The 22,428-nt window shown below is 37.9% G+C and carries 19 protein-coding genes; 4 read left to right on the top strand and 15 right to left on the bottom strand.

Annotated elements, in window-relative coordinates; all coding sequences use genetic code 11:
- From AB5903_RS16120 to nrdD, 15 genes are all read right to left on the bottom strand, one after another.
- Positions 1-528, bottom strand: coding sequence for a guanylate kinase (locus AB5903_RS16120; protein ID WP_368118018.1), 528 nt, complete (start codon positions 526-528; stop codon positions 1-3).
- Positions 525-2,720 carry a DNA polymerase III subunit alpha gene (locus tag AB5903_RS16115; protein ID WP_368118017.1) on the bottom strand — a complete coding sequence of 732 codons (2,196 nt, stop codon included), beginning with the start codon at positions 2,718-2,720 and terminating at the stop codon, positions 525-527. The genes AB5903_RS16120 and AB5903_RS16115 overlap by 4 nt, the downstream gene beginning before the upstream one ends.
- A gap of 6 nt (positions 2,721-2,726) precedes the next feature.
- The gene (locus AB5903_RS16110; RefSeq protein ID WP_060386300.1) at positions 2,727-4,028 is read right to left on the bottom strand and encodes an ATP-dependent RecD-like DNA helicase; all 1,302 of its coding nucleotides are present in this window, start codon (positions 4,026-4,028) and stop codon (positions 2,727-2,729) included.
- A 206-nt stretch (positions 4,029-4,234) separates the two neighbouring features.
- Positions 4,235-5,944 (bottom strand): PHP domain-containing protein, encoded by a 1,710-nt coding sequence (locus AB5903_RS16105; RefSeq protein WP_060386299.1) that lies wholly within the window; start codon positions 5,942-5,944, stop codon positions 4,235-4,237.
- Positions 5,941-6,984: a toprim domain-containing protein gene (locus tag AB5903_RS16100; protein ID WP_060386298.1), complete on the bottom strand. Its 1,044-nt coding sequence runs from the start codon at positions 6,982-6,984 to the stop codon at positions 5,941-5,943. The genes AB5903_RS16105 and AB5903_RS16100 overlap by 4 nt, the downstream gene beginning before the upstream one ends.
- A 1-nt stretch (position 6,985) precedes the next feature.
- A complete protein-coding gene (locus tag AB5903_RS16095) occupies positions 6,986-8,341 on the bottom strand; it encodes a DnaB-like helicase C-terminal domain-containing protein (RefSeq protein ID WP_060386297.1) in 1,356 nt (451 codons plus the stop codon).
- On the bottom strand, positions 8,325-8,930 hold the full coding sequence (locus AB5903_RS16090) for a hypothetical protein (RefSeq protein ID WP_229101037.1): 606 nt from the start codon (positions 8,928-8,930) through the stop codon (positions 8,325-8,327). Before AB5903_RS16090 ends, AB5903_RS16095 begins: the two co-directional genes overlap by 17 nt.
- The gene (locus tag AB5903_RS16085; protein ID WP_242651155.1) at positions 8,896-9,540 is read right to left on the bottom strand and encodes an RNA polymerase sigma factor; all 645 of its coding nucleotides are present in this window, start codon (positions 9,538-9,540) and stop codon (positions 8,896-8,898) included. The genes AB5903_RS16090 and AB5903_RS16085 overlap by 35 nt, the downstream gene beginning before the upstream one ends.
- A 240-nt stretch (positions 9,541-9,780) precedes the next feature.
- On the bottom strand, positions 9,781-10,281 hold the full coding sequence (locus tag AB5903_RS16080) for a crossover junction endodeoxyribonuclease RuvC (protein ID WP_060386296.1): 501 nt from the start codon (positions 10,279-10,281) through the stop codon (positions 9,781-9,783).
- On the bottom strand, positions 10,274-12,595 hold the full coding sequence (locus AB5903_RS16075) for a hypothetical protein (RefSeq protein WP_368118016.1): 2,322 nt from the start codon (positions 12,593-12,595) through the stop codon (positions 10,274-10,276). The genes AB5903_RS16080 and AB5903_RS16075 overlap by 8 nt, the downstream gene beginning before the upstream one ends.
- Before the next feature lies 1 nt (position 12,596).
- Positions 12,597-13,643, bottom strand: a complete 1,047-nt coding sequence (locus tag AB5903_RS16070) for an exonuclease SbcCD subunit D (RefSeq protein ID WP_368118015.1) — start codon at positions 13,641-13,643, stop codon at positions 12,597-12,599.
- 68 nt (positions 13,644-13,711) lie between these two features.
- Positions 13,712-15,103, bottom strand: coding sequence for a hypothetical protein (locus tag AB5903_RS16065; protein ID WP_368118014.1), 1,392 nt, complete (start codon positions 15,101-15,103; stop codon positions 13,712-13,714).
- 9 nt (positions 15,104-15,112) lie between these two features.
- Positions 15,113-15,589 (bottom strand): hypothetical protein, encoded by a 477-nt coding sequence (locus AB5903_RS16060; RefSeq protein WP_060386292.1) that lies wholly within the window; start codon positions 15,587-15,589, stop codon positions 15,113-15,115.
- A 117-nt stretch (positions 15,590-15,706) separates the two neighbouring features.
- Positions 15,707-16,192 (bottom strand): 4Fe-4S cluster-binding domain-containing protein, encoded by a 486-nt coding sequence (locus AB5903_RS16055; protein ID WP_195526392.1) that lies wholly within the window; start codon positions 16,190-16,192, stop codon positions 15,707-15,709.
- Positions 16,189-18,117 (bottom strand): anaerobic ribonucleoside-triphosphate reductase, encoded by a 1,929-nt coding sequence (gene nrdD / locus AB5903_RS16050; RefSeq protein ID WP_368118013.1) that lies wholly within the window; start codon positions 18,115-18,117, stop codon positions 16,189-16,191. The genes AB5903_RS16055 and nrdD overlap by 4 nt, the downstream gene beginning before the upstream one ends.
- Positions 18,118-18,373: 256 nt before the next feature.
- Here nrdD and AB5903_RS16045 point away from each other — a divergent pair, with 256 nt between their 5' ends.
- The 4 genes from AB5903_RS16045 to AB5903_RS16030 all read left to right on the top strand — a co-directional run.
- The gene (locus tag AB5903_RS16045; protein WP_016564205.1) at positions 18,374-19,609 is read left to right on the top strand and encodes a site-specific integrase; all 1,236 of its coding nucleotides are present in this window, start codon (positions 18,374-18,376) and stop codon (positions 19,607-19,609) included.
- 18 nt (positions 19,610-19,627) lie between these two features.
- Positions 19,628-20,017, top strand: coding sequence for a hypothetical protein (locus tag AB5903_RS16040; protein ID WP_016564204.1), 390 nt, complete (start codon positions 19,628-19,630; stop codon positions 20,015-20,017).
- A 310-nt stretch (positions 20,018-20,327) separates the two neighbouring features.
- Positions 20,328-21,569 carry a primase-helicase family protein gene (locus tag AB5903_RS16035; RefSeq protein WP_016564203.1) on the top strand — a complete coding sequence of 414 codons (1,242 nt, stop codon included), beginning with the start codon at positions 20,328-20,330 and terminating at the stop codon, positions 21,567-21,569.
- Positions 21,570-21,823: 254 nt separating this feature from the next.
- Positions 21,824-22,428, top strand: a 605-nt coding sequence (locus AB5903_RS16030) for a CHC2 zinc finger domain-containing protein (RefSeq protein WP_368118012.1), incomplete at its 3' end; no start/stop codon positions are given.

The following is a 22,428-nucleotide window of genomic DNA, read 5'->3' as shown; positions in this document are numbered from 1 at the left end:
TTATTTTAATAAGTCTAATGTTAGTTGTTTGATTTTTTCTTCAAATTCTTTAAGGGAATAGTTATTTCTAATAATATAATCGTATTCCTTTAATGGTATTTCGGTACGGTCTAAATCCCGTTCACATCGCTTTTTGTCAACTCCACAACCAATACGATCACCAATGTTTCGGTCAAGATATACAGAAAATACAATAAACGAGTCTGGAAATTTCTCTTTCAAATATATCAATCCTTTCTCGTCAATAACATAGGTGCATATTTTATGTTTCGTTTGTTGTAGCGTGGCCCAGTACTCATATCCTCCAAAATTAGTGTAGGCTATCATTTCAGACGCGTCAGGCTTATCTTCAGGAGTAACAAACCAATGCTCTTTCCCATTTGTTTCCCCATCTCTCATTGGGCGCGTTGTGAATGATACAATAGTTGGGATGCCGTTTTCGGCCATAATGTTTGCCATTGTGGTTTTGCCACTTCCTGATGGTCCAACAATGGCAATGACAATAGGCATGTTTATTTCTATTTTCATAATATATCTATAATTGAAGATTTGTATAATTGAAGATTGTTTTCACCTGTAAAATCACTGTGTCTTACTTGTGCCGAACATATTAACATTTTATTTTTTGCACTTCCAAGAGGACCGCCCTTGCACAGTATTGCCCGGACATTAACCCATTCATCATTCCAAATAATCATTTCCACCAAATCATTATTTTGTTGTAATAATAATTTGCAAAAAATACGATTCTCTCCTGTTTTCTTGTCTTTGAATTTTTTCTCTTCAATATCTACAATACTGGCACAAACAGCCACCCTTTTCCCATCATAATCTGCTTTTTGTATATTTTTTAAAAGTGCCCAAGATGCTTTCCCTTTTATTTTAGGCTTTGCTTCTGAATTATCATAAATACGTTTATAATCAATGGCACCAATGCCACTGACAGCAATTTGCTGTTGACTCCAGAAATAATGCTTGCCTCTTAAATCTTCTGGAATATCTTTTTCTGCAATCTTAAACCCTAAGCATTGTGCTGCTTTTTCTAAAATAGCATATCGTTCTATAACAGATTGTGCGTTTTCTATCTTATCAAAGCATCCGGCTAATATCAAATGGCGAATATGCTTTGCATTGACGGGGCATTTGGTTGCTTCATCTGCGTTATCCGGATCATCCCAATATTGATATTTTTTCAGTTTATATCTAAATATTCTTTCTATAAAGTTCTCGATGGAAGTAAATTCTCCACGCAAGTCTCGTTCGTTAACAATCCATTCAGTTGCCTTTGCCCCCAACATTTTAATACGAGAAAGGGACCAAAAGATTTCGTCTGTTTTGTAATCAGTAAAAAAGGTTCCACCACTTACATTTATGTCTGGTGGCACTATTTTAGCGTTGCTGCATAACCCCATTTCACTCATTAATGTGGGTATTTCATCATCTTTTGCCCATTGAAGAGCTATAGTATAAAATGCTGTAGGGTAATTGGCTTTCAGATAGGCACCCGCATAAGCTGTAACTGCATAGGCAGTGGCATGGCTTCTATTAAAAAGATAAGAGCCAGCAACCTCAAACATGTGCCATATTGCTTCTGCATCTTCTTTGGGACACCCGTTATTTAATGCTCCAGCCATAAACTTGTCTCGTAAGGCAAGAATCTTGTCTACTTTTTTCTTGGATATAAGCTTCACCAATTTAACGCCTTCGCCTAAACTGAACTTTCCAACTTCACGTGCAATCTGTGCCAACTGTTCTTGGTAACACAGTACGCCGTAAGTATTCTTCATGGCATTGTAAGTTCCCCAAAGATACACAGGAGCAGCATCCCCTAACTTGCAATCCACATATTTATTTGCTGAACCGGAGTCTAATGTTGCTGGACGGAATAAGGCATTAGCTGCGATTAGATCTTCAATTTTATCAGGCTGCATACCAACTAAAAATTTAGTCATACCTTTTGAGGAAAACTGAAAGACATTTTGAGTATAGCCATTTTGTAACAATTGATACACTTTAGGATCGTCCAATCCGCTTTGCACTATATCCTGAAAGGTTATACCGGCATGATATTTATCATTGCAAATATTAATAACAGCTTGTAATTTTGACAGTTCCTTAATACCGAGACAGTCATTTTTTAGCAATCCTTGTTCGTCTAAAGAATATCCGTCAAATTCAGAAATTAGCATACCATCTATTTTCTTGATGGGGGTAAAATCAAAGCATTCAAGTTCTTGTCCATCTTTATAATCTGGAGTCACAAGTAGTGCAGAAGCATGAACTGAAGAAGAACGAGGCTGTCCCATCAAGGTACGAATATCTTCAATTACTTGTGGATATTCCATTATAAAACTATGTACTTTTTTATTGGTAGCAGCCATTGTAAACAGGTCTGTCCAACTCATATTGTCATCCTCAAATATAGCTGTGATATAATTAACTATATTTACCGGAACCCTGTGTACACGTGCTACGTCTTTTAATACCGCCTTTAATTTTAATGTTGTAAAAGTTCCGGCAGAGAATACACGCTGTTTGCCGTTATGATTATACCGATGTTCAATGTATTCCTTTACTTCTTGCCTACGGTCTGATTGGAAATCGACATCTACATCTGGAAGGGAACCACCAGGACCTTGCAAATAACCGCTGCCTACAAAACAATCTATGGCTTTCACCTTTGTTGAAGATGTTTTGTGCTTAACTGATATGACTTTCATATTTAATTAATTTAATCGTTTACCATAATAGTTGTCTTCTGCTTTATATGTCCTTTCAAAATCAATCAGGGCATATTCAGGAATAATCATTCGTTTAGTGATGAAAGCATCCGAAATGATACCCTCCAGAGTTCTACACCGGCTAAGGGCTACGTATAATTGCCCCGGACAAAAGGTACGAGATACGTGAATAGCTATTTTATCAAATGTAAGCCCTTGGCTTTTGTGTATGGTTATTGCCCAAGCCAACGTTAAGGGAAATTGAGTACATGAACCTATTTCTTCTTTCACAATCTCATTTTCTTTTAATATATATTGAGTATTGCTCCATGTGTGGCGCTCGAATTTTATAGTTTGACCATTATCCATACAGACTGTTACAATATTGTTTTTCAGTTCTTTTACAACCCCTAACATTCCGTTGTAATATCCTTTTTGTGTATCGTTGACTAATGACATAACTCTCGCGCCAACACGTAACTTTAAATGCAAATCACAAGGTATAGATGATTCCGGGAATTTATCTTTTATAGTTGCTTCATAAGTCTTTATATCTTGCTTACCCAATTTATCTGTATTTATTTTTTCAACTTCAGCCTTATGAGTACAAATATGGATATATTCACCATCATAGTTTTTGCTAATTTGACGATCCCTTAATTCACTCAATATCTCCAGTTCATCGGAAGTAACCTGATAGTTACGAATGTTATTGAGGATATTAATAAATTTTGGATCCGTTTGTCTGAATATTTTTGTTAGTTCTACGACATGAAATCCTGTCCGTTTAAAAACCAAAGCGTTGAAAAAGAAAAAGTCATCATAAAAGTTAGATAAAATTTTAATCTCCTGGCTTTTTGTTACTGGAGGCAATTGGAAAAGGTCTCCAAACATAACAATCTGCACACCGCCAAACGGTTCATCGCTTTCATATACCCACCTCAATTTACGGTCAACGACATCAAGTATATCGGGACGTACCATACTAATTTCATCAATGATAAGTACCTCCATTTGTAATAGCAATTCTACCTTGTATTCTGAAAATTTATTTTCAAGATGGTCGTAAGGGGTGATGGGACCAAAAGGAATACCAAACAAACTATGTAATGTAACCCCTCCAGCATTAATAGCTGCTATTCCCGTTGGGGCGGTTACCATACATTTTTTTCCAGAATGTTCAATGAGGTATTTTAAAAACGTAGTTTTTCCAGAACCAGCTTTACCGGTTATGAACACATTGTCTTGTGTATTTTGAACAAGGTTCATAACAAGTTCCATATCTTCAGTCAAAACCATATCTTCCATATTTACTTATTTTTCTATTTTTACATATAAAGCACAATGACACATATCTTTTTCTCTATAATCAGAACAGGGGCACTTGGTGTCTTCGCCGGTATTATGGCATGGACACATACCATTGTTCTTCTCACACATGGATAAGATTTTGTTAACCACCTTGTCGTTGGGATTAAGCTCCCATCCTACTTTTCTTAAAATTGGAATCATAATTAAATTTCATTTAGAGTAAATAAAAGATCTCGATTATCAAATTGAATATCATCATTAGCTTGTAGCTCGTCTGCATACACAACAATAGGTGCGTCTGTTCCCATGCGTTTTACAACCAATTGGGCGTCCTTATCTATTTTGTAAGTTTTATGATTTTCCAGCATTACTTCGACATATTGATTAGAATTTATATCTTCTCCTATTACCGTTACATCAGAGGGGTATAGCCCAGCACGTTCTGGAAGTAGGAAGCGTTCAAATAGCAAATTGTACTTTATTGGGTCTATCAAGGTTATACCCAACAGATATAAAACTAAACATCCGCCAGCAGACCCACGCCCACAACCTACTAAGATGCCGTTTTCTCTTGCCCAATTTACCGTATCGTATTGCACCAACATATAATCAACATTGTTGGTTGATTCTAAAACATATATCTCATGTTCTAACTGCTTACGGTAAATTTCTTCTTTTCCTTTAGGCACCAATTTGTTGAAGCCCTCTTTAAGCAGACTCAAAAACATCTCATGCCGATTGGCATATTTTGATTTTTCGTAATTGGTCATGTCATATTGCGGCATGAAATTACGGTCTGTTTCATATCTGGCCTTTGCCCCATTGGCTATTTGGACTGTGTTTTCACATGCCCAATTAAATATACCTTCCACATCCCATTTATCTTCATCAAATAAAGACGATATGGTCTGCCAGTGCTCGTCCAAATCTTTGAAATATTGATCGTCACTTTGTTCGTGGGCAGCACCTTCAGCTATTTTATTTAGAATAATTTTGTTTTTGGCATCATCTTTATCCAGGTAATAGCAGTCGCATATCAATACTGGAGGCAGTTCCCCCGTGTAGTATATATGGTCGAAATAATATTTAGTGGCATCTAATACTTTAATGTCAATACGCTCTGCTTTAAATTCAGATAAATCTAATTGGTAAAAACAATCGTCAAAATGCTCAAAAAACATATCAAGGCTATCCCAAACTTGTTTCAGCCAAAATGATGAATATTTACTGAACACAATTATGTTGCCAGCTCCATATTTTAAAAGGTCTTGCAGTTCAATAATTTTGTTTTCAGAATCCACGTTTATACATTTTTGTATTCTGAGTAAGTTTTGAAGCCCTTGCTGTGATTGGCAATATATTTTGGCATCTATTTTTTCGATGCCATCAGTAAATGTAAGAGAATACCCAAATATCCATTGAATTCCGGCCACTTCGCATTCTTTTTGAAGAATAAGGGTTGCTGCCATTGTATTATAATCACAAATGCCCAATGCCTTTTGACCTAAATGTTTGGTTTTTTTAATCCATTCTGTTAGTGAGAAACTGCCATTTAGTAATTCAAAAGGGGTATGTACTCCCAAATTAACAAATTCTTGATTATGAATCTGCTCTTTTCTTTTCCCTATGTATTTTAGGATTTGAAACTCAAAATCTTTCCTGATGTCATAATAATACCAGTTATCACCAAATTGAAACACAATGTAATTTATGCCCTCATCTTGCAGCGTTTGAATATTTTCCATTGTGTTGAATTTAACGTTATTGTCTGCATCGGTACGAAAAATAGACTTTATCATACCGGTATCTTCATAATACATTTTCCCGAAACCTATGATTTCAATCACGTCCTCATCTAAGATGTTGAAACACATCTTATTGTTATTTAGCCAATCTAATAAATCAGAACTCATATTTGAATCTTATTTAATTTATATTCTGTTAATGTTTTAAGCCTGAAGGCAAACGTATCGTATATCTCCCAAAAGTCCATACTATCAAAATCTTGGCTTGAATCTTCTATATCAGCAATATAGCAGTCAAAATATTCATTTAGCCGTTCTCCTGTTTTCTTTATGGCATCAACTGCATCTCCATCGTACCCTATGACAATTGTGTGTACTCTTTTTGATTGCAGTTTATATATTTGTATATCAGATATTTTCTTTCCAAAAGTGGCAACAATTGCTATATGCGTGTTATTGTATAGATTTAGTTTTCTGGTTAGGGATATAACATCAAATACCCCTTCTACAAGAATTACGGTATCGGTTTCTCCTTCGATTATAGTATCGTAATTATACAGTAACTTGACAAAATCATTTTCAGTACTGTTTCTATATCGCATGATTTGGAATTTTCCATTACGTCTTGCTTTCCTATTATACTCATCAATGTCTGTTTTATTCCAAATATGACGAGAAATATAACCAACAACATCGCCAGTATCTATAATGGGAAATATTACATAATCATCAAATTTAAAATTCATGTGACGCGTGGTGCCGACTGGGAAATATTCGTAATCATCTTCTGTAAACCCCCTTTGATTTAAATACTTGTTAAAATGAGTACGTTTGTAATATTCTGGCATTTCTACTATACAAAGAGAATCATCTATTTCTTTCTCTTCATCTCCTAAAAAAGAGAAACTATTGATATGCTTATCGCCGTTTAAATCAAATGTCTCCGTTACAATCAGATCCTGGCGGCCTATATCTGTCAATAGCTGATCTAATGTTTGAGTTGAATGCCCACATGAAAAACAATGAGCCATGAATGGCTTTTTCCTTTCGGTCGGCTTACCTATATATATACCGTATTTCCCTCCCTCGTGTCCACAGTAAGGACATTGAGGAACAATCAAATTTTTTCCGCTGCCATCAGGCTTTGCATGCAATTCAATCGAAAGTTCTTGAATTATATGCTCTTTTTCTTCTTTACTCAGTTCCATATTATGCTACCTTGGTAATATTCAAAGTTCTTTCTCTATCATAGAAGCGCTCATTCTCATAATCAGTAGCGATTTTGAACGGGTCTCCTTTTTTAAAGAAACGTGATTTAGCAACATTTAAACGCATTGTATTTTCGCGCATTTCGTTAGTACTTTGATTAAGCGTTATAAGGTGGGTAATAGGCCGAGATAACCCCTTAGCCTCCGCACAATTGTATTCTGTTAATACATTCTGCTCATCATTAAGCCAATCCCTATTTTCTATAGTTGCCTGATAAGTCACAACCATCCATACATTTTCGTCTCCTGCCAAATCCTTCAGGTCATTTGCTACAGCAACACGTTTATGCCGTTCACCATTTTCTGACCATTTTCTACCGCTGGAATCCGTCAATAGATCCATAGAGTCGATAATCACTACATCCGGTGATACTCCATATAGTTTTCTGTATTCGGTTATTCCGTTTTTTATATCGATTGTTGATACCTGGTTAGCAAATTTTGGAAAAGACTTTACTTTCAATGTGCCGGACATGGCCTTTACTTCTTGTATCATTCGTTCTATCTCCCGGTCTTTTAAAGTTCCGGTACTATATCGGTAGGAATTACAAGATACAAGTGATGCAGAATACGCATCTACCACTTCATCCTCAGAACCTTCGAGCTGGAAGTGTAGTACATTGAGGCCGTCTATTTGAGATGCGCATTTGCCTATCCAACGTGCAGCATGACTTTTTCCAACTCCTGTGGGAGCCAAAAAACACGTAAGCTGTGTACGTAAATCGCGCCCGCTATTCATTTCGTCTAAGCCGTCTATGTAAAATCTGGTGATAGGCTTTAGCTTTGCTTCTTGATTGTGCTTTTCTCGGTTACGTTTAAAGCGTGACTCAAAAGTTTCTGCTACATCAATGAAAGAGTTTGGGCGTAAAGTAAAATTATTCTGCCATTCAGCAAATGATTGGAGTAACTTGATTGCTTTGTTACGATCTTGTTTTGCATATAGTTCACCGACCTCTTTGTAAGTCTTTTGAAATTTTACTTGTCTCAAATAATTTTCAAATTGCTCTAATACAACATCCGGTTCAACACCTTCTGCACAATCCTTTATATCTTCTAATAAAGCAGACACTTCCCTGTTGATAGACACTATTTGGCTGATAATGTTTAACGTGGGAGCAGATTTGTGTTCTACGAAGTATCTACGCAAACATTCATGTAATGCTTGAAAAGCCTTATCAGGCAGATATGATTTTTGCATGTGTTCGCATACTAAGTTGCATACATAATCGTGTGCAAAGCATGCGTAATACAATTCAAACAAAAAATCTTCTGTTAATACGTTATCTTCTTTTGCCATATTCTTCGAGTCTTATTCGGTATAATTCCGGATATTTGATTGCAGTCTCTTGTTTACATTTCTCTACATTCGTACACATTTGGCATGCCGGAGAGAACGGACTCCACATTAAAGTAGATGTGGAGCAGATGACAAAACCAATATCAGTATTAATACCACGTTTTTTGGTGCATTCTTCAGAAGGCATATAAATATATTTAGCTTGAGGATGCTCCCTTTTGTTAACTAATGAATTCAGATACTCTCTGGTCAATTGGGCTTCAGATAACCATTTGTCTTCGGAATATACCTTAGACTTAGAATACATTGATAGATATTTTTGAAGAGCTGTAGGACCAAATGCTTTTGGGGCCAATGTCCGTTGATATTGGGCGTTTCTATTTTTATGAAGCTGAAACACACAATAATCTACAAGCCGTGAAATATTAAATTCTCCACCGCATATTTGTGTAAAGTCAACAATAAATTTGGATAGTTGGCGTTGGGCTTGCCCTCCTTCAGGAAACGAGAAAGAGGGGTCCACCAAACGTCTGGCTATTTCCGTATATATTGTCTTAATCTGTTTCGTCAGTCGTTCTTCTTTTTCCATCACGAGTCAATAGTTGTTGAAGTTGTTGACGCGCCAAGAATAATCGACTTTTGACAGTTTCAATATTACGAGAATCTAAGGCACCGTTCCGATATTCAATTTCTGCAATTTCTTTGAGCTTGTACCCTGCTTGTTGATATAAAAGCGCATTCCGATATTGAGGCTTTAGCTGTTTTAAAGCTGCTAAAATATCATCATTGTAAAGCTTTTTGTAATTGTCTATTCCCATAGCGTTAGAACTAACTTCATCAAAATCTATAATAGATTTATCCGAAGAGAATGTTTCCACATCGTTGTCATCGTTTAGCATATTTTGATGACGTTTTTTGCGCTGGTCCAAATCAAACACGCATCGTTTGGTCACAATATGAAGCCATGTCTGTATCGAACGCTCAGGATTATATGTTTCAATATATTTATACATGTTTGTAAGCACTTCTATATAATTATCTTCCACATCGGAATTATTAAAAGTATAGCGCATACACAACTTGTATATCATTCGGTTATACGGTGTTACGTATTTATCAAATAAGGCTTTTCGCCGTGCAGCTATCTCATCACTGATTACTGTTGTTCCTTCGGTAGCCGCTGAGTATGTCTTTTCCACGCCTCTTGAACATTGAGCACAAACAAGTGATCTGAGTTCATCAATTTGTGGACATTACAATACTGCTTCCACTTATTGTTACTGGAGATAAAGTTATTTCTTACCTCGTTGTCTGTTGGTTGGGGGCATTTGCTGAGAAATTCATAAAAATCTCCCAGCAATTTGCCCAACACCATTAAATGGGGCTGGCCTTCTCTTTGTTGCCTACGCCTTATGTTTCTTGCGTAACTCATTTTCTGTCTAAAGTTTATATATTCTTACATAATATTTGAAAATGTGAGTTGCATCAGCCATATTGTCGTCAACTGGTGTAATATTCCAGCGCTTAATGCAATACTCAATCATCTTCTTTTTATCAGCTTTTCCGTCACCGGTAGCCCATTTTTTTACTGTGCTAACGTTTATGAATTTGGGTTCTGGGAGTCCAAGCTGGGCGCATATCAGATATAAGATTCCTCTAAATTCAGATAGCTTTCGTGCTGCAATGAAGTGTTTTGACACACAAACATCTTCAGCAACGATTAATTTGATATTATATTTATGGATAAAATCAACCAATGTGTCATAAAACATTTTATGATGTTCAATCGCATTTTTACTTTTTCTTTGAGTGAAATTCCATGTTCCTGATTCATGTGTTGAATAATACCCACAGTGCTCTGCTATATCCAAAGCAAGCACATTATCACGTGTAATTTGATTTACTGACTCATTTCCTGTATTTTTTAATTCATTAAGCATCTATAAATGAAATACCGTTAAGTTTATTGACTACAGTCTTATACGGATAATTCTCAGCTATGTTTCCATGACTTACCACCAAAGACGTAATCTGTAATTGATTCAGGGCATCAAAGATGTTAGAAAGCCCTTGCTCATCAGTTGCTTCCAATATCTCATCTAAAATCAAAAGGTCCAGACCTTTATTATCATCACAATTGATATTAGTGAGTTTGTGCATTGCTAAGATATTTGCCAAATTTACCCGTGCCTTTTCTCCTTCTGAGAATTTGTCAAAAGAGCCACAGTCTACACCATCACGAATAATAGAGATAGAAATTTTGTCTCTTATTTTTCCGCTCTTTAAAACAGTGAATCCTGAAAAAGCAATACGAATATCACTACCGATTGCCTCCAAAAACTCATTCGTTATGTGACTGAGAGCATCAATCTTTGTGTTGGCCAAATGAGTCTTGAATTCGATAAAAGTTGCTTCTTGCTCTTTATATGAATTTAGCTTTTGTTCGACGTTTTCTTTTTGGGAAATAGCTAATGTAAGCCCTTTCTCGTATTTTTTCTTGTTGGCTTTGAGTGTTTCAATCATATCCGTTTCAGAAGCGTTTTCAATGTCGTGAATGGATTCCTCGTATGATTGAATAGCACCATTGGCATTGTTGATGTTAAGCTCCGCCCTTTTAATTTCAGACTCTTGTCTTTGAATGGCTTCATCCAATATTGCATAAGCATCATCAAACAGGTTGACACGTACTTCTTCAATTGATTTTTGGAGGATATTCATTTGATTTTGGAGCGCTTGCATTTTGTTGGCCAAACTGGAGGCACCACGGGATAATTCGTCCAACGCCGTACAGGTTTCAGTAATTTTTGTGGACCATTCTATCTTACAATTATTCAAGCGATCCTGCTCTTGACGCGCTTTACGTCCTTCAGCCGTAATTTCTGCAATACTTCTTTCATTGGTTTCGATACTGTTGAGAATATCCTGTGACTCTCCTTTGCGGTCTTGTAATTTTAATTTAACGTCATTTATATCAATATCATTAGCCAATGTAAATTCGTGTTGACATTTGGGACACACAATAACTCCTGCAAGCTGTTTTTGCAGATCAGCAATGTCCGCTTCCAATTGAACACGTTGTGTCCTGAGTCTGCTGTTGTCTGTTTCCAACTTATTGACAGAACTCAACAACATATTGATTTTCTCTTCAGCTTTTGTAGATTTTTTATCAAAATCTTCTTGGAATTTTTCGTACTGTTTCAATAATTTATCATAAGAATCTTTTGCTATAACAATCTTTTTGTCATGCTGAGTGAGCTGTTTTTGCACTTCAGCATATTCTTTAGCTACAACCTCTAATTCTTTTTGATTTTTTATTGATATAGCAGCAAAGTTCCGAGGTAACGGTAAGGTGTGCGATGCAAAATTCTCTGAAATAATTTCAAAACATTCTTTTGCATCCTTTTTACCATTCTCTAATTTTTGTAATACTTTATCTGTTTTATCGTATTGGTCCAATATCTCATTGGCTTTGTTTATGAGAATGTTCTGTTCGCGAATATGATTTCGTTTATCAGCAATAGCCTTGTTCCAATTTGCTATACGCTCCGCTTTTTTCTGAGAACGTTCCGTAGATTCTGTGATAGCAGTATTGATTTGTTCCTGCAAGGTTTCTACACGACCAGTATGGTTGGCAACACTCAACTCTGCTTGTTTCAATAATTCCTGAATAGGCACCATGTCCTCTTGCAATGCTATAATAGACTCATCGACTATTACACCATTGCTAAAGCGGTTGATAATTTCTTTCTTTTCACGGTCTGAACTGGAAAGAAAAGACAGGTATTTGTGCTTAGAAAGAATGAAATTGGAAAAGATGTCTTCTTTTGTTAACCCCAATGTTTCTAAAATGAATTTGTTATAATCTGCAACACTTGCCTGCTCTATACATACTTCATTATCTTCAGTTTCGTTTGCACACACACAAACTTTAATAACTTGTGCCGCTTTACGAGAAATGATACGCTGAATGGTTAAACGCTGTCCTGTAGCAGTGTTTAAAAGTAAAAGAGAAACAATAGCTTCATTTTCTGCATCGTTAATTATTTCATCCATTTTAATTTTCCGAAGTGTTTCTCCTGTAATTCCAATAGCGATAGCTTCCAGCATAGCGGATTTTCCAGAACCATTTGAACCTTGTGAATCATTGTCCATATTGTTACCAAAAATCAGTGTTGTATGTTTTTGTAACAATTTATAATCCAATAGCTTAAAGGCACATAGATTTTTTGCATAAACTTGTATTAATGTCCACATATTAACTGATTTTATCGAGGTATTGCAACCCCATTTCTATATTTGAAATTCCTTTATTGGCACAAAAACTTGTATATTCTTGCTTGATGCCGGATTTGTCAAATTTTTTATCTAATGAATGAGATGTTGTTTCTGTAAGCGTTAGCTCTTCGGTTACGATTTCAACTTTTGTTGCTCCAGCTTCTAAGAGCTTCTGCTTATCAATGTTTACGGCTTCTTGAGTTGTACAATTTATCCTTGTTTTAATTTTGTATCTTCCGTCCGCCTTTATGTCATCCAGCTTATCCAGCAGCTTAGAATTTACTTGACTGGCGTTTATATCTAATACTTTGTAACGGACATTTACTTGATTCTTAACAAACTCATGGCTACCATCACTATATATAATAGTATAGCCTTTTTCTTCATCTTCACCGAAATTATGCTGCCTGGAAGAACCGATATATTCGATGTTTGTTCCTTTAATTGTACAACGGTTATGGTAATGTCCAACAAGAACTATATCAAAATCGCTGAAAATATTCGTAGGAAGTTCTTTTTCATTGGGCGTACTAAGCGCACCGTTGATGCCTTCGTGTATATAAAGTATATTGAAAACAGAATGGTTTAATTCAGTACGGACCATTTCTTTTAAACGATTGACAAAACTTCCATTCTCTGGAAAATAACTCATTATATACAGCTCTACATTATCGCTGATATTTATAATAGAATAGTCGTCTACTACATATACGTGAGGATATTCACTGAACAAATGGCTATAGCCTAAAATGGATTCTTGGTCAACCTTACAATGATTTCCTTCTGCAATTGTAATAGTAATTCCTGAATTAATAGCTTTTATAATAGCTTGACGAACAGCCATTAAAGTGTCGAGTGTTTGGGAAGAACGTGATAACCACAAATCTCCACCAATTATTAAGTCTTCAATTTTATATTGGTCGCATATAAACAATGCTTCATCCCAATTTTTTTGAAACTCTGGAATGTTGTCCTTTGATACATGGATGTCATTGAACAACAAGGCACTTGGTATTTTATTGTTCATTGTGATTCAAATTAAAAAAGGGGTATGCTGGTATTTAGTATACCCCTTTTGTGGTGTTAAATAAATGGTTATCTTCTTCTACGTTCGGGACGTGCAGGCCGGCGTTCGCGAAGCGGGGTTGCTGCCGGCTCATCAGTGTCATCATTATGTTCACCCCGTCTACGGCCCGTATAAGCGGGGGCTGGTTCCGGTTCGGGTTCCGGTTCTGGAGTTGGTTCCGGTTCAAGAGTAGCTTCTTGAACAGAACTTGAATTTTCACCATCAGAATTAATGGTACTTGAATTCGCATCACTGCGGTTATTGCTATTCTTTGCAACTTCCAATGCGTCTTCAATATCGGTCAGCAAATCCTCATTTGTTTTATTACGAGTAACACGAACATTCAATTCATTGGTATCAATAAATTCTCGTATTGCATCACGTAATTCTTGACCTTCTTCGCTCTTATCACCAATTCCGCGTTCATTGAGATTTTCCCAAATATCCCATAATGAATCCAAATCATTGTCGGATGTCGCATCATTGTCGTTATCGTTACGTTCCTTTTTGTCAAATGAGAAATGAGACTTATCATCAGCCGGAAGTTCCATTTTAATTTTCTCAATGGCTTCTTCAATCTCTTTGCTACTCATAACATCCATTTCCATTTTCACATCATATTGTTTCAAGAATTCAATAGTTGCTTCCAAATGAAAACGTGAATAACGATAGATAGCGGATGGAATACGCTGCGTTTCCAATAAAGCCTTGATTTCTTCTTCAGACAAAGGATCCGCGCCTGAGAGCGTATCTATATTGAATGTGTAAGTCGTTTTCTTGTTTTCTTCTTTACGGGTAATTTCTACGGGAAAAGCGTCATTCACTGACGAGATCGGACACAGGCACTTGGGATTTTTCTCCAGAAGTTTTTTCCATATAGCCAATTTACGATCTTCCAAATCTTTGTACTGAGAATAAGACAGGGTTAGTAATTGGATTCCTTCGCTACGGTTAGCTAAATCCAAAACATACATGGCACGCTGAGAGTTCCATTTTATACCACCCTCAAAGCCAGAGCCTTTAATCTTTTTCATCAGTTTTTCATCATCACCATACTTGTCTTCTGCAACTTGCAAATAAGTGTCAATCAAATCTACAGATAGTCCGGCATAGCTGGAGTGACAAACGTTTACAAAAAGCTGTTTGTCTTTTTTACCAGTGGAACGTGGGTTATCCAGTTTTAAAACTTGTGTTTTAATAGGATACTCGTATCCCTTACGTTCCAAAAGATAATTACCATCAGGCTGTTTTGTTGGAGCTAAGGGAAGAATTCGTACAGGATACGTGCCTACAGAATCAATACGGAAATGTTTGGTACGTTGAAATGACTGACTCTCACTTACACTTTTTTTGACTGCCTCTTCATAAGTCTCTTGGTTTTCCGCAAAGAGGTCATACGGATTTTGAATCATCTCTTCCATAAAATGAAATTATTTGTTTAATTTAGAGAGGGGAAGATTCCACTGTTCGGTATAAGCTCCAGCCCATAGTTCTTTTGCTTCTGGCATCTTGGTTGTTTCTTTTGGTGCAACCCTGATGCCCCATTCAGTGTTTACATGATGAATGATTCTCTCAATAACTTCATTCATCTCACTTGCTTTTTCATTTTTGAGGTTAAAGTATTCATACTTTTTGCCTCCGGGAAGATCACAGATATGGATTGGAGCGTAAATCTCTTCAAAATATCTGTATAGTGCATCTACTGGTGGGTGCGTAGGCAATTGTTCTGAAATTGTTTTCAGCACCACACCAAATAAATACTTCAATTGTGGTAGAGATTTGTTTTTGGTATTGTCCATAATAAGAACGGTATAGTCGCCATCTTTTAAATTTTCAATAGCCAATTCCATCTCTTGTTTTGCTGCCTTATTGTCCTGCACAATAAGGCGTGCTTGACCATGCAACATACTTTTGTTTTTCAAAGAACAGCGCAAAGATAATTACATCAATTTAACCAACAAAATAAAACCAACATTATTTTATAAATAAAAATATAATATACTGTATAATAGCATAATAACATATTATTTATTATTATATTGATTTTTATAAAATAAATATGTTATATCAAGAAAAGCAGTTTTGTCTTCTTCTCTCACAACACGGTACAACCTTTGATTTGTATTAGGATTATTTAGAGGCCCCTTATTAGATATATATGGCCCTAATTTGATATAATCAAAGTTGTTAGGGTCAATTTCCATAGGTAGCTTGTCTCTACCAGAATACCACCCAACTTTTAAATTGGAATGGTTAAAACGAAGATATTGTGCCAATATATTTATATACTTCGGATTTGCATCACCACCCATAAAAGATATGGCTGTTATTCCTCTGTTTTGGCATATCAGCTGTTCAAGTGCTTCTTGTGTTAATAATTTTCCTATATCTTGTGATAAATAAGAAGAGTGGCACCCGGCACAAGCGCACGGGCAACCACTTATATTTATTGCCAAAGTGATTTCATTGGGCAACTCTTGAAACACAATTTTTGTATCTACATATTTCATATCTGCGATTTACCATCACTGTATTGACGATTTAGCGCCTCTACTTGTCTATCACTTCCAAACGCTTTTATGGGGCGCAAATATCCAATAACACGCGTATATTGAGTTACATTGTGACTTCCACAACAGGGACAAGTATCAATAGGTCTTTTGATGATTTTGCCACAATCTTCACATTTACTATTGGGAATATTGAAAGTAAAATAATTGGTTCCATTAGCTATGGCGAAATCAATTAATTTCAGATACTGCTCTTTTGATAAGTGGTCTTCCAAATTAATATGAGCGGCTGACCCTCCATCTGTGTACTGATAGGTCTGATGACCATGTAATATAAATTTGTCCAATACTGAAGTATCATCGTGGGCATTATAAAAATATGAGTTATATAAATTCTCATCTTCTGGAACAACATATCCATCTTCTTTATCCCATTTATAATTCTTTCCTCCCAGCCCTTCTGCTGGCACAACTTCTGAATTAAACAGGAAAGGTCGTTTCCTGTCATGGATAGAATGCAGTTTATTTTGTTCTTTAATAGTGCCCAAAATGAGTTGAAGGAACTCAATATATTCTGGGTTATTACTTACTTTCATTCCCAGGAATTTAGCAGCTTCATTCAACCCATTGATGCCTATGGTGCTATATAATTTACTGATATAAATATAACCGCCATTGGAAGCGGCAAACATTCCCTTGTCTTCAAGGTCGTATAGCATTGTTTTAAAAGCAATATGATACTTATAGACTCTTTCAAGAATTTCTTTCAAGTAATTTTTAATAAAGGAAGTGTTTTCTTTCCATCCGCCATGTAACCCATAAGCCTTTGCGCAATTTTGTATTATTCTATTGATATTCAGAGTTATCACATTACAACTTCCTGTCATCACACCAGTCAAGCCAGAAGTGGGGCTAAAAGTGTTTTCTGCCAATTCATTTCTAAGCCGACAGCATGATGCAAGGCTGTCTGCACTATCGGAAATATAAGTAAAGAACGAGTGTCCTTCCGCATACATTTCGGCACAAAGTTGTTTGTATTTTAGATCGATTATATCCTTGCCATTGTGAACCATCGCAAAAGTTTCTACCGGAAAGGTTAATACTTGCTTTAAACGTATTTGATTAAACCATTTCATAAACATACGTTGTAATGTATCAATAGCTATCCATTCAGGCTTACTTCCATCCGGATAACAAAATTCTCCAAAGAGCGATGTGAAATACGTATGGTCATAATAAGAAATATTTGTAAATGGGCTTTGATAGCTGCGATTTCCAGCTGGCTGATTAACACCCCACACAAACTGTTTAAACGCTTTTAGGATATTATCACGCACTGTTCTTTTGATTAAACAATGTGGTGAGGAAGCTTCGCAATCCAGTTTTTCATACCATTTATCCCCAAACTCTTTAACAACATAATAATTCAATGCTATGAAATATTCGCCTACTGCCACAGCCCCTTTGCATTGGGAAGAAAGCAAGAAAACCAAGTTGGTAATTTGACCACTGAAAGATTGTAAATCGTTAGGTTCTGAAGGGGTTACACCATCAATGTTGCCTACACCTTCAGTCAATAGTGGATATAAACTGACAGCCATACAATATTGCTTTAACACAGGAGTAGACGCTTCATCGTGTGTATAAATAATATGGTGGTTTAGGTCTGCCTCATATTGTTTTGCTACTTCTGGAAATAGCATGTTCAATTCGTCTTTCATACGTTGACGTTGAATTATCCGGTTGGTCGTTTTATATACCTCTCCTTCCAGATTTGCTACATTTTTCATCGTTACATTAGCGTTCCCATCTGTTTCTGATGAAGAAGCAGCATTGTCTATTGATTGGCTGTATTGATTCATGTAATCAATACGCTCTTTGACAAATCGTGTATTTTTACGTTGCTCACGATATAAAATAAACACCTAACGGAATAGCAAATTTGAGTAAAGCGTAGCGAACAGACTGAAAAAGCGTTCGTTACGCTATATTTTTCTCTTGTTCAAAAGCCAAGAAGAGACAGAATATGGACAAACGCAGCAAAAGTTCAGTTACTTTATCATTACCCGTGCGATGATGCAAATTTCTTGCGAAACCTAAATTTTGCATCGTTTGGCGTTATGTGTCGTATCTGTCGGTAACTCACTATGAATTAATTTTGTAACCAAAAAAAAGTGAGTTATGAGAAGTACATTTAAGGTATTGTTCTACGTGAAGAAAGGCAGTGAGAAACCCAACGGCAACCTGCCTTTGATGTGTCGCATTACGGTGGACGGAGAGATTAAGCAGTTCAGTTGCAAGATGGATGTTCCCTTGCGCCTGTGGGACGTGAAGAACAACCGTGCTTCGGGTAAGAGTGCCGAAGCGCAAAGAATCAACCGTGCCGTTGACAAAATCAGAGTGGAGATAAACCGCCGTTATCAAGAGTTGATGCAGACGGACGGTTATGTCACTGCTGCCAAGTTGAAAGATGCCTATCTCGGCATCGGTATCAAACAGGAAACCTTGCTAAAACTGTTTGAACAACACAACAGCGAATTTGCCAAGAAAGTGGGACACAGCAGGGCAAAAGGAACATTCCGACGTTATGTTACCGTCTGCAAGCACATCCGTGAGTTCCTACCCCATACCTACAAGCGTGAAGATATTCCGTTAAAAGAGTTGAACCTCTCGTTCATCAACGACTTCGAGTATTTCCTGCGTACTGAGAAAAAATGCCGCACCAATACCATTTGGGGCTACATGATTGTGCTGAAACACATTATTTCCATAGCGAGGAATGACGGTCGTCTGCCGTTCAATCCCTTTGCAGGGTACATCAACTCTCCCGAAAGCGTGGACAGAGGGTATATTACGAGAGAGGAGATACACACAATGATGAACACCGATATGCCCGACAAGACACACGAGCTTGTCAGGGATTTATTTCTGTTCTCCACCTTTACAGGTTTGGCATATTCCGATGTCAAGAACCTTACGGAAGACAACCTGCAAACATTCTTTGACGGAAATCTGTGGATTATCACCCGAAGAAAGAAAACTAACACGGAATCCAATATCCGATTGTTGGATGTTCCCCGAAAGATAATAGAGAAGTACAGGGGTATGACAAGAGATAATAAAGTATTCCCCATGCCGAGTAACACGACTTGCAACAAGAAGCTGAAAGCCATTGCCAAGTTGTGCGGTATAAAAGTCCACTTGACCTATCATGTAGCAAGACATTCGGCAGCGACCACTGTGCTGTTATCCAACGGAGTACCCATTGAAACCGTCAGCCGACTTTTGGGACATACCAACATAAAAACGACCCAAATTTACGCAAAAATCACAGCCCAAAAGATTAGTCAGGATATGGAAACATTGTCGCACAAACTGGAGGATATGGAAAAGAACATTTGCAATGCCATTCAGTAACCCTTAAATCAAACGATAATGAAAGAGGAAAGAAACATCATAACAATGAACGAGTTCGGCAATGTAGTTATGCCGAAAGATATACAGGCAACCGCCATGAGTGAGTGGGAGCTTTGCGAGTTGTTCAATGTAACCGCCCCGACTATCAGGGCAGGGATAAAGACACTCTGCAAGAACGGCATTCTGAATGAGTGTGAGATAAGGCATACCATCCGACTGTCCGACAAGTGCAGCATGGAGGTTTACAGCCTTGAAACGATAATCGCCCTTGCGTTCCGTATCGGCACATACAGTGCGAAGCAGGTGCGCAATGCCGTTCTTGAAAGACTGTACTTGCGAAAAGAGAAAACAAGCATCTTCTTTTCGCTGAACACCAACGGCATAGCCAAAGCCGAATACTTCTCGTAGCTGAATTGGTTGCACGACTGACGGAATCCATTCATTCAGTCACGAATAGAGTAATCAAGCCAGCGTGTCAGCATATAATCTGACCGACATATCAACAGGAACTCCAATTTTTTCTCCCGAAAAGCGTAATCCCCACATTCGTTTTTTGGGAGTTTTTTCGTCTGTCCTGCCCGACTTCCGTTCCAAACCATTGAAAGTTTTTTCTTCGGGGGCTATTTGTCACCGTTCTGCCGCGTTTTGCGTAACAACTTATCCGATAAATGCTTATACTTTTGTAGCTGGTATTTTTCAAACTTAAAACCATTTGATTATGTCAGCTAACAAACAACAAGACAGCCACAGACCGCCATCGGATGGTGGCATGGCAAAGGAGGAATTCATCCGAGTGGGGACTACGCTTTACAAGATTGTGGAGCAGCCCAAACTGAACGGAGGGTATGTAAGGAAACGCATAGCATGGAACAACGAAACCCTGCGCCAAGACTACGGCAAGGACTACATCGGCAGCGTTCCCAAGTATGACGGCTTCTGCACCGTACCCGAACACATCGGCTACCATCCCGTGGTCGGCAAGTTCCTTAACCTCTATGAACCGATAGACCACCAACCTAAAGAGGGCGATTTCTCGCATATCCAATCTTTGGTAGGTCACATCTTCGGGGAGCAATACGAGTTGGGCATGGACTACCTACAACTGCTCTACTTGTACCCCATTCAAAAGCTGCCTATCCTGCTGTTGGTATCAGAGGAACGCAACACAGGCAAAAGCACATTTCTGAATTTTCTAAAACTCCTATTTCAGAACAATGTAACCTTTAACACCAACGAGGATTTCCGTAGCCAATTCAATTCCGACTGGGCCGGCAAACTGCTTATCGTGGTGGACGAGGTGCTGCTCAACCGTAGGGAGGACAGCGAGCGGTTGAAGAACCTAAGCACCACACTTTCCTACAAGGTGGAAGCCAAAGGCAAAGACCGTGACGAGATAGCGTTTTTCGCCAAGTTCGTGCTATGCTCCAACAACGAGTACTTGCCTGTAATCATTGATGCAGGGGAAACACGCTATTGGGTACGCAAGATAGACCGCTTGCAGTCTGATGATACCGACTTCCTGCAAAAGCTGAAAGCGGAGATACCCGCCTTTCTTCATTTCCTGCAACACAGAACACTATCCACCGAAAAGGAAAGCCGTATGTGGTTTGCTCCATCGCTGTTGCATACCGAAGCCTTGCAGAAGATAATCCGCAGCAACCGTAACCGACTGGAGATAGAGATGCACGAGCTGATACTTGACATCATGGATAGTGTCGGCACGGACACATTCTCGTTCTGCTACAACGACATTCTTCTGTTGCTGGTACACTCGCAGGTAAAAGTGGAGAAGCACCAAGTCCGAAAGGTGTTGCAGGAGTGTTGGAAACTTACGCCTGCACCCAACGGACTGACCTATACCACCTACCAATTCAACTACAATCGGGAGTGTCGGTATGAGCCTGTAAAACGGGTCGGTCGTTTCTATTCTGTCACGAGGGAACAACTTGAATCCCTGTAATATCATTCTTTTTTTTGTTGAATTGATGAATAAGGATATAACTATGCTGACAATAAACAATATACACTCTCAACAAAATCTCAACAATCGAAAAGAGAAGTTGAGAGAGGAACAGCACCCGATTGTTGATTTCTCTTTTGGCGAGTGGTTTGTTGAGAAGATGTTGAGCAAATATCTTTCTGTAAATAAATGTGTTATATAAGCCATTCAACAAATCAACGTTTTTACAATCATCATCAAATCTATAGAATATCATGAACATACAAGAAGTTAAACAAATCAGAATCGCAGACTATCTGCAAAGTTTGGGTTACACGCCCGTCAAGCAACAGGGCAGCAGCTTTTGGTACAAATCACCGCTGAGAGAGGAAACGGACGCATCTTTCAAGGTAAACACAGAACTCAACAAATGGTACGATTTTGGACTTGGCAAGGGCGGTAACATCATCGCATTGGCAGCGGAACTCTACCATACGGAAGATGTAACCTGCCTGTTGAAGCGCATAGAGGAACGGACACCATACATCCGCCCTGCATCGTTTTCTTTTGGCAAGCAGCAATCCGACAACCGCACTTATCGGGTATTAAGAGTTGGCGAGCTGTCATCACCTGCGCTCATTGCCTATCTGCAAGAAAGGGGGATAGACATTGAACTCGCCAAAAGGGAGTGTAAGGAACTGCGGTTTGAGAATGCCGACAAACCCTATTTCGCCATCGGCTTCCCGAATATGGCAAGAGGGTATGAAGTGCGTAATAGATACTTCAAGGGATGTGTCGCCCCGAAGGACATCACCCATATCCGACAGCAAAAAGAGCCACGAACCGTCTGTTATCTTTTCGAGGGCTTCATGGATTATCT

The sequence above is a fragment of the Bacteroides sp. 2201st1_D9_2201SCRN_220225 genome (assembly GCF_040928965.1).
Taxonomy (GTDB): Bacteria; Bacteroidota; Bacteroidia; order Bacteroidales; family Bacteroidaceae; genus Bacteroides; species Bacteroides stercoris.
This window is presented reverse-complemented; position numbering and strand designations above follow the sequence as displayed.

Coding starts and splice junctions, on each gene's coding strand:
- AB5903_RS16115 (WP_368118017.1), bottom strand. CDS start 2,720: ATGAAAGTCATATCAGTTAAGCACAAAACATCTTCAACAAAGGTGAAA.
- AB5903_RS16080 (WP_060386296.1), bottom strand. CDS start 10,281: ATGCTTAATGAATTAAAAAATACAGGAAATGAGTCAGTAAATCAAATT.
- AB5903_RS16060 (WP_060386292.1), bottom strand. CDS start 15,589: ATGTTGCATGGTCAAGCACGCCTTATTGTGCAGGACAATAAGGCAGCA.
- AB5903_RS16055 (WP_195526392.1), bottom strand. CDS start 16,192: ATGAAATATGTAGATACAAAAATTGTGTTTCAAGAGTTGCCCAATGAA.
- AB5903_RS16110 (WP_060386300.1), bottom strand. CDS start 4,028: ATGGAAGATATGGTTTTGACTGAAGATATGGAACTTGTTATGAACCTT.
- AB5903_RS16040 (WP_016564204.1), top strand. CDS start 19,628: ATGAAAGAGGAAAGAAACATCATAACAATGAACGAGTTCGGCAATGTA.
- AB5903_RS16120 (WP_368118018.1), bottom strand. CDS start 528: ATGAAAATAGAAATAAACATGCCTATTGTCATTGCCATTGTTGGACCA.
- AB5903_RS16075 (WP_368118016.1), bottom strand. CDS start 12,595: ATGTGGACATTAATACAAGTTTATGCAAAAAATCTATGTGCCTTTAAG.
- AB5903_RS16065 (WP_368118014.1), bottom strand. CDS start 15,103: ATGGAAGAGATGATTCAAAATCCGTATGACCTCTTTGCGGAAAACCAA.
- AB5903_RS16035 (WP_016564203.1), top strand. CDS start 20,328: ATGTCAGCTAACAAACAACAAGACAGCCACAGACCGCCATCGGATGGT.
- AB5903_RS16095 (WP_060386297.1), bottom strand. CDS start 8,341: ATGGCAAAAGAAGATAACGTATTAACAGAAGATTTTTTGTTTGAATTG.
- AB5903_RS16045 (WP_016564205.1), top strand. CDS start 18,374: ATGAGAAGTACATTTAAGGTATTGTTCTACGTGAAGAAAGGCAGTGAG.
- AB5903_RS16100 (WP_060386298.1), bottom strand. CDS start 6,984: ATGGAACTGAGTAAAGAAGAAAAAGAGCATATAATTCAAGAACTTTCG.
- AB5903_RS16070 (WP_368118015.1), bottom strand. CDS start 13,643: ATGAACAATAAAATACCAAGTGCCTTGTTGTTCAATGACATCCATGTA.
- AB5903_RS16105 (WP_060386299.1), bottom strand. CDS start 5,944: ATGAGTTCTGATTTATTAGATTGGCTAAATAACAATAAGATGTGTTTC.
- AB5903_RS16090 (WP_229101037.1), bottom strand. CDS start 8,930: ATGGAAAAAGAAGAACGACTGACGAAACAGATTAAGACAATATATACG.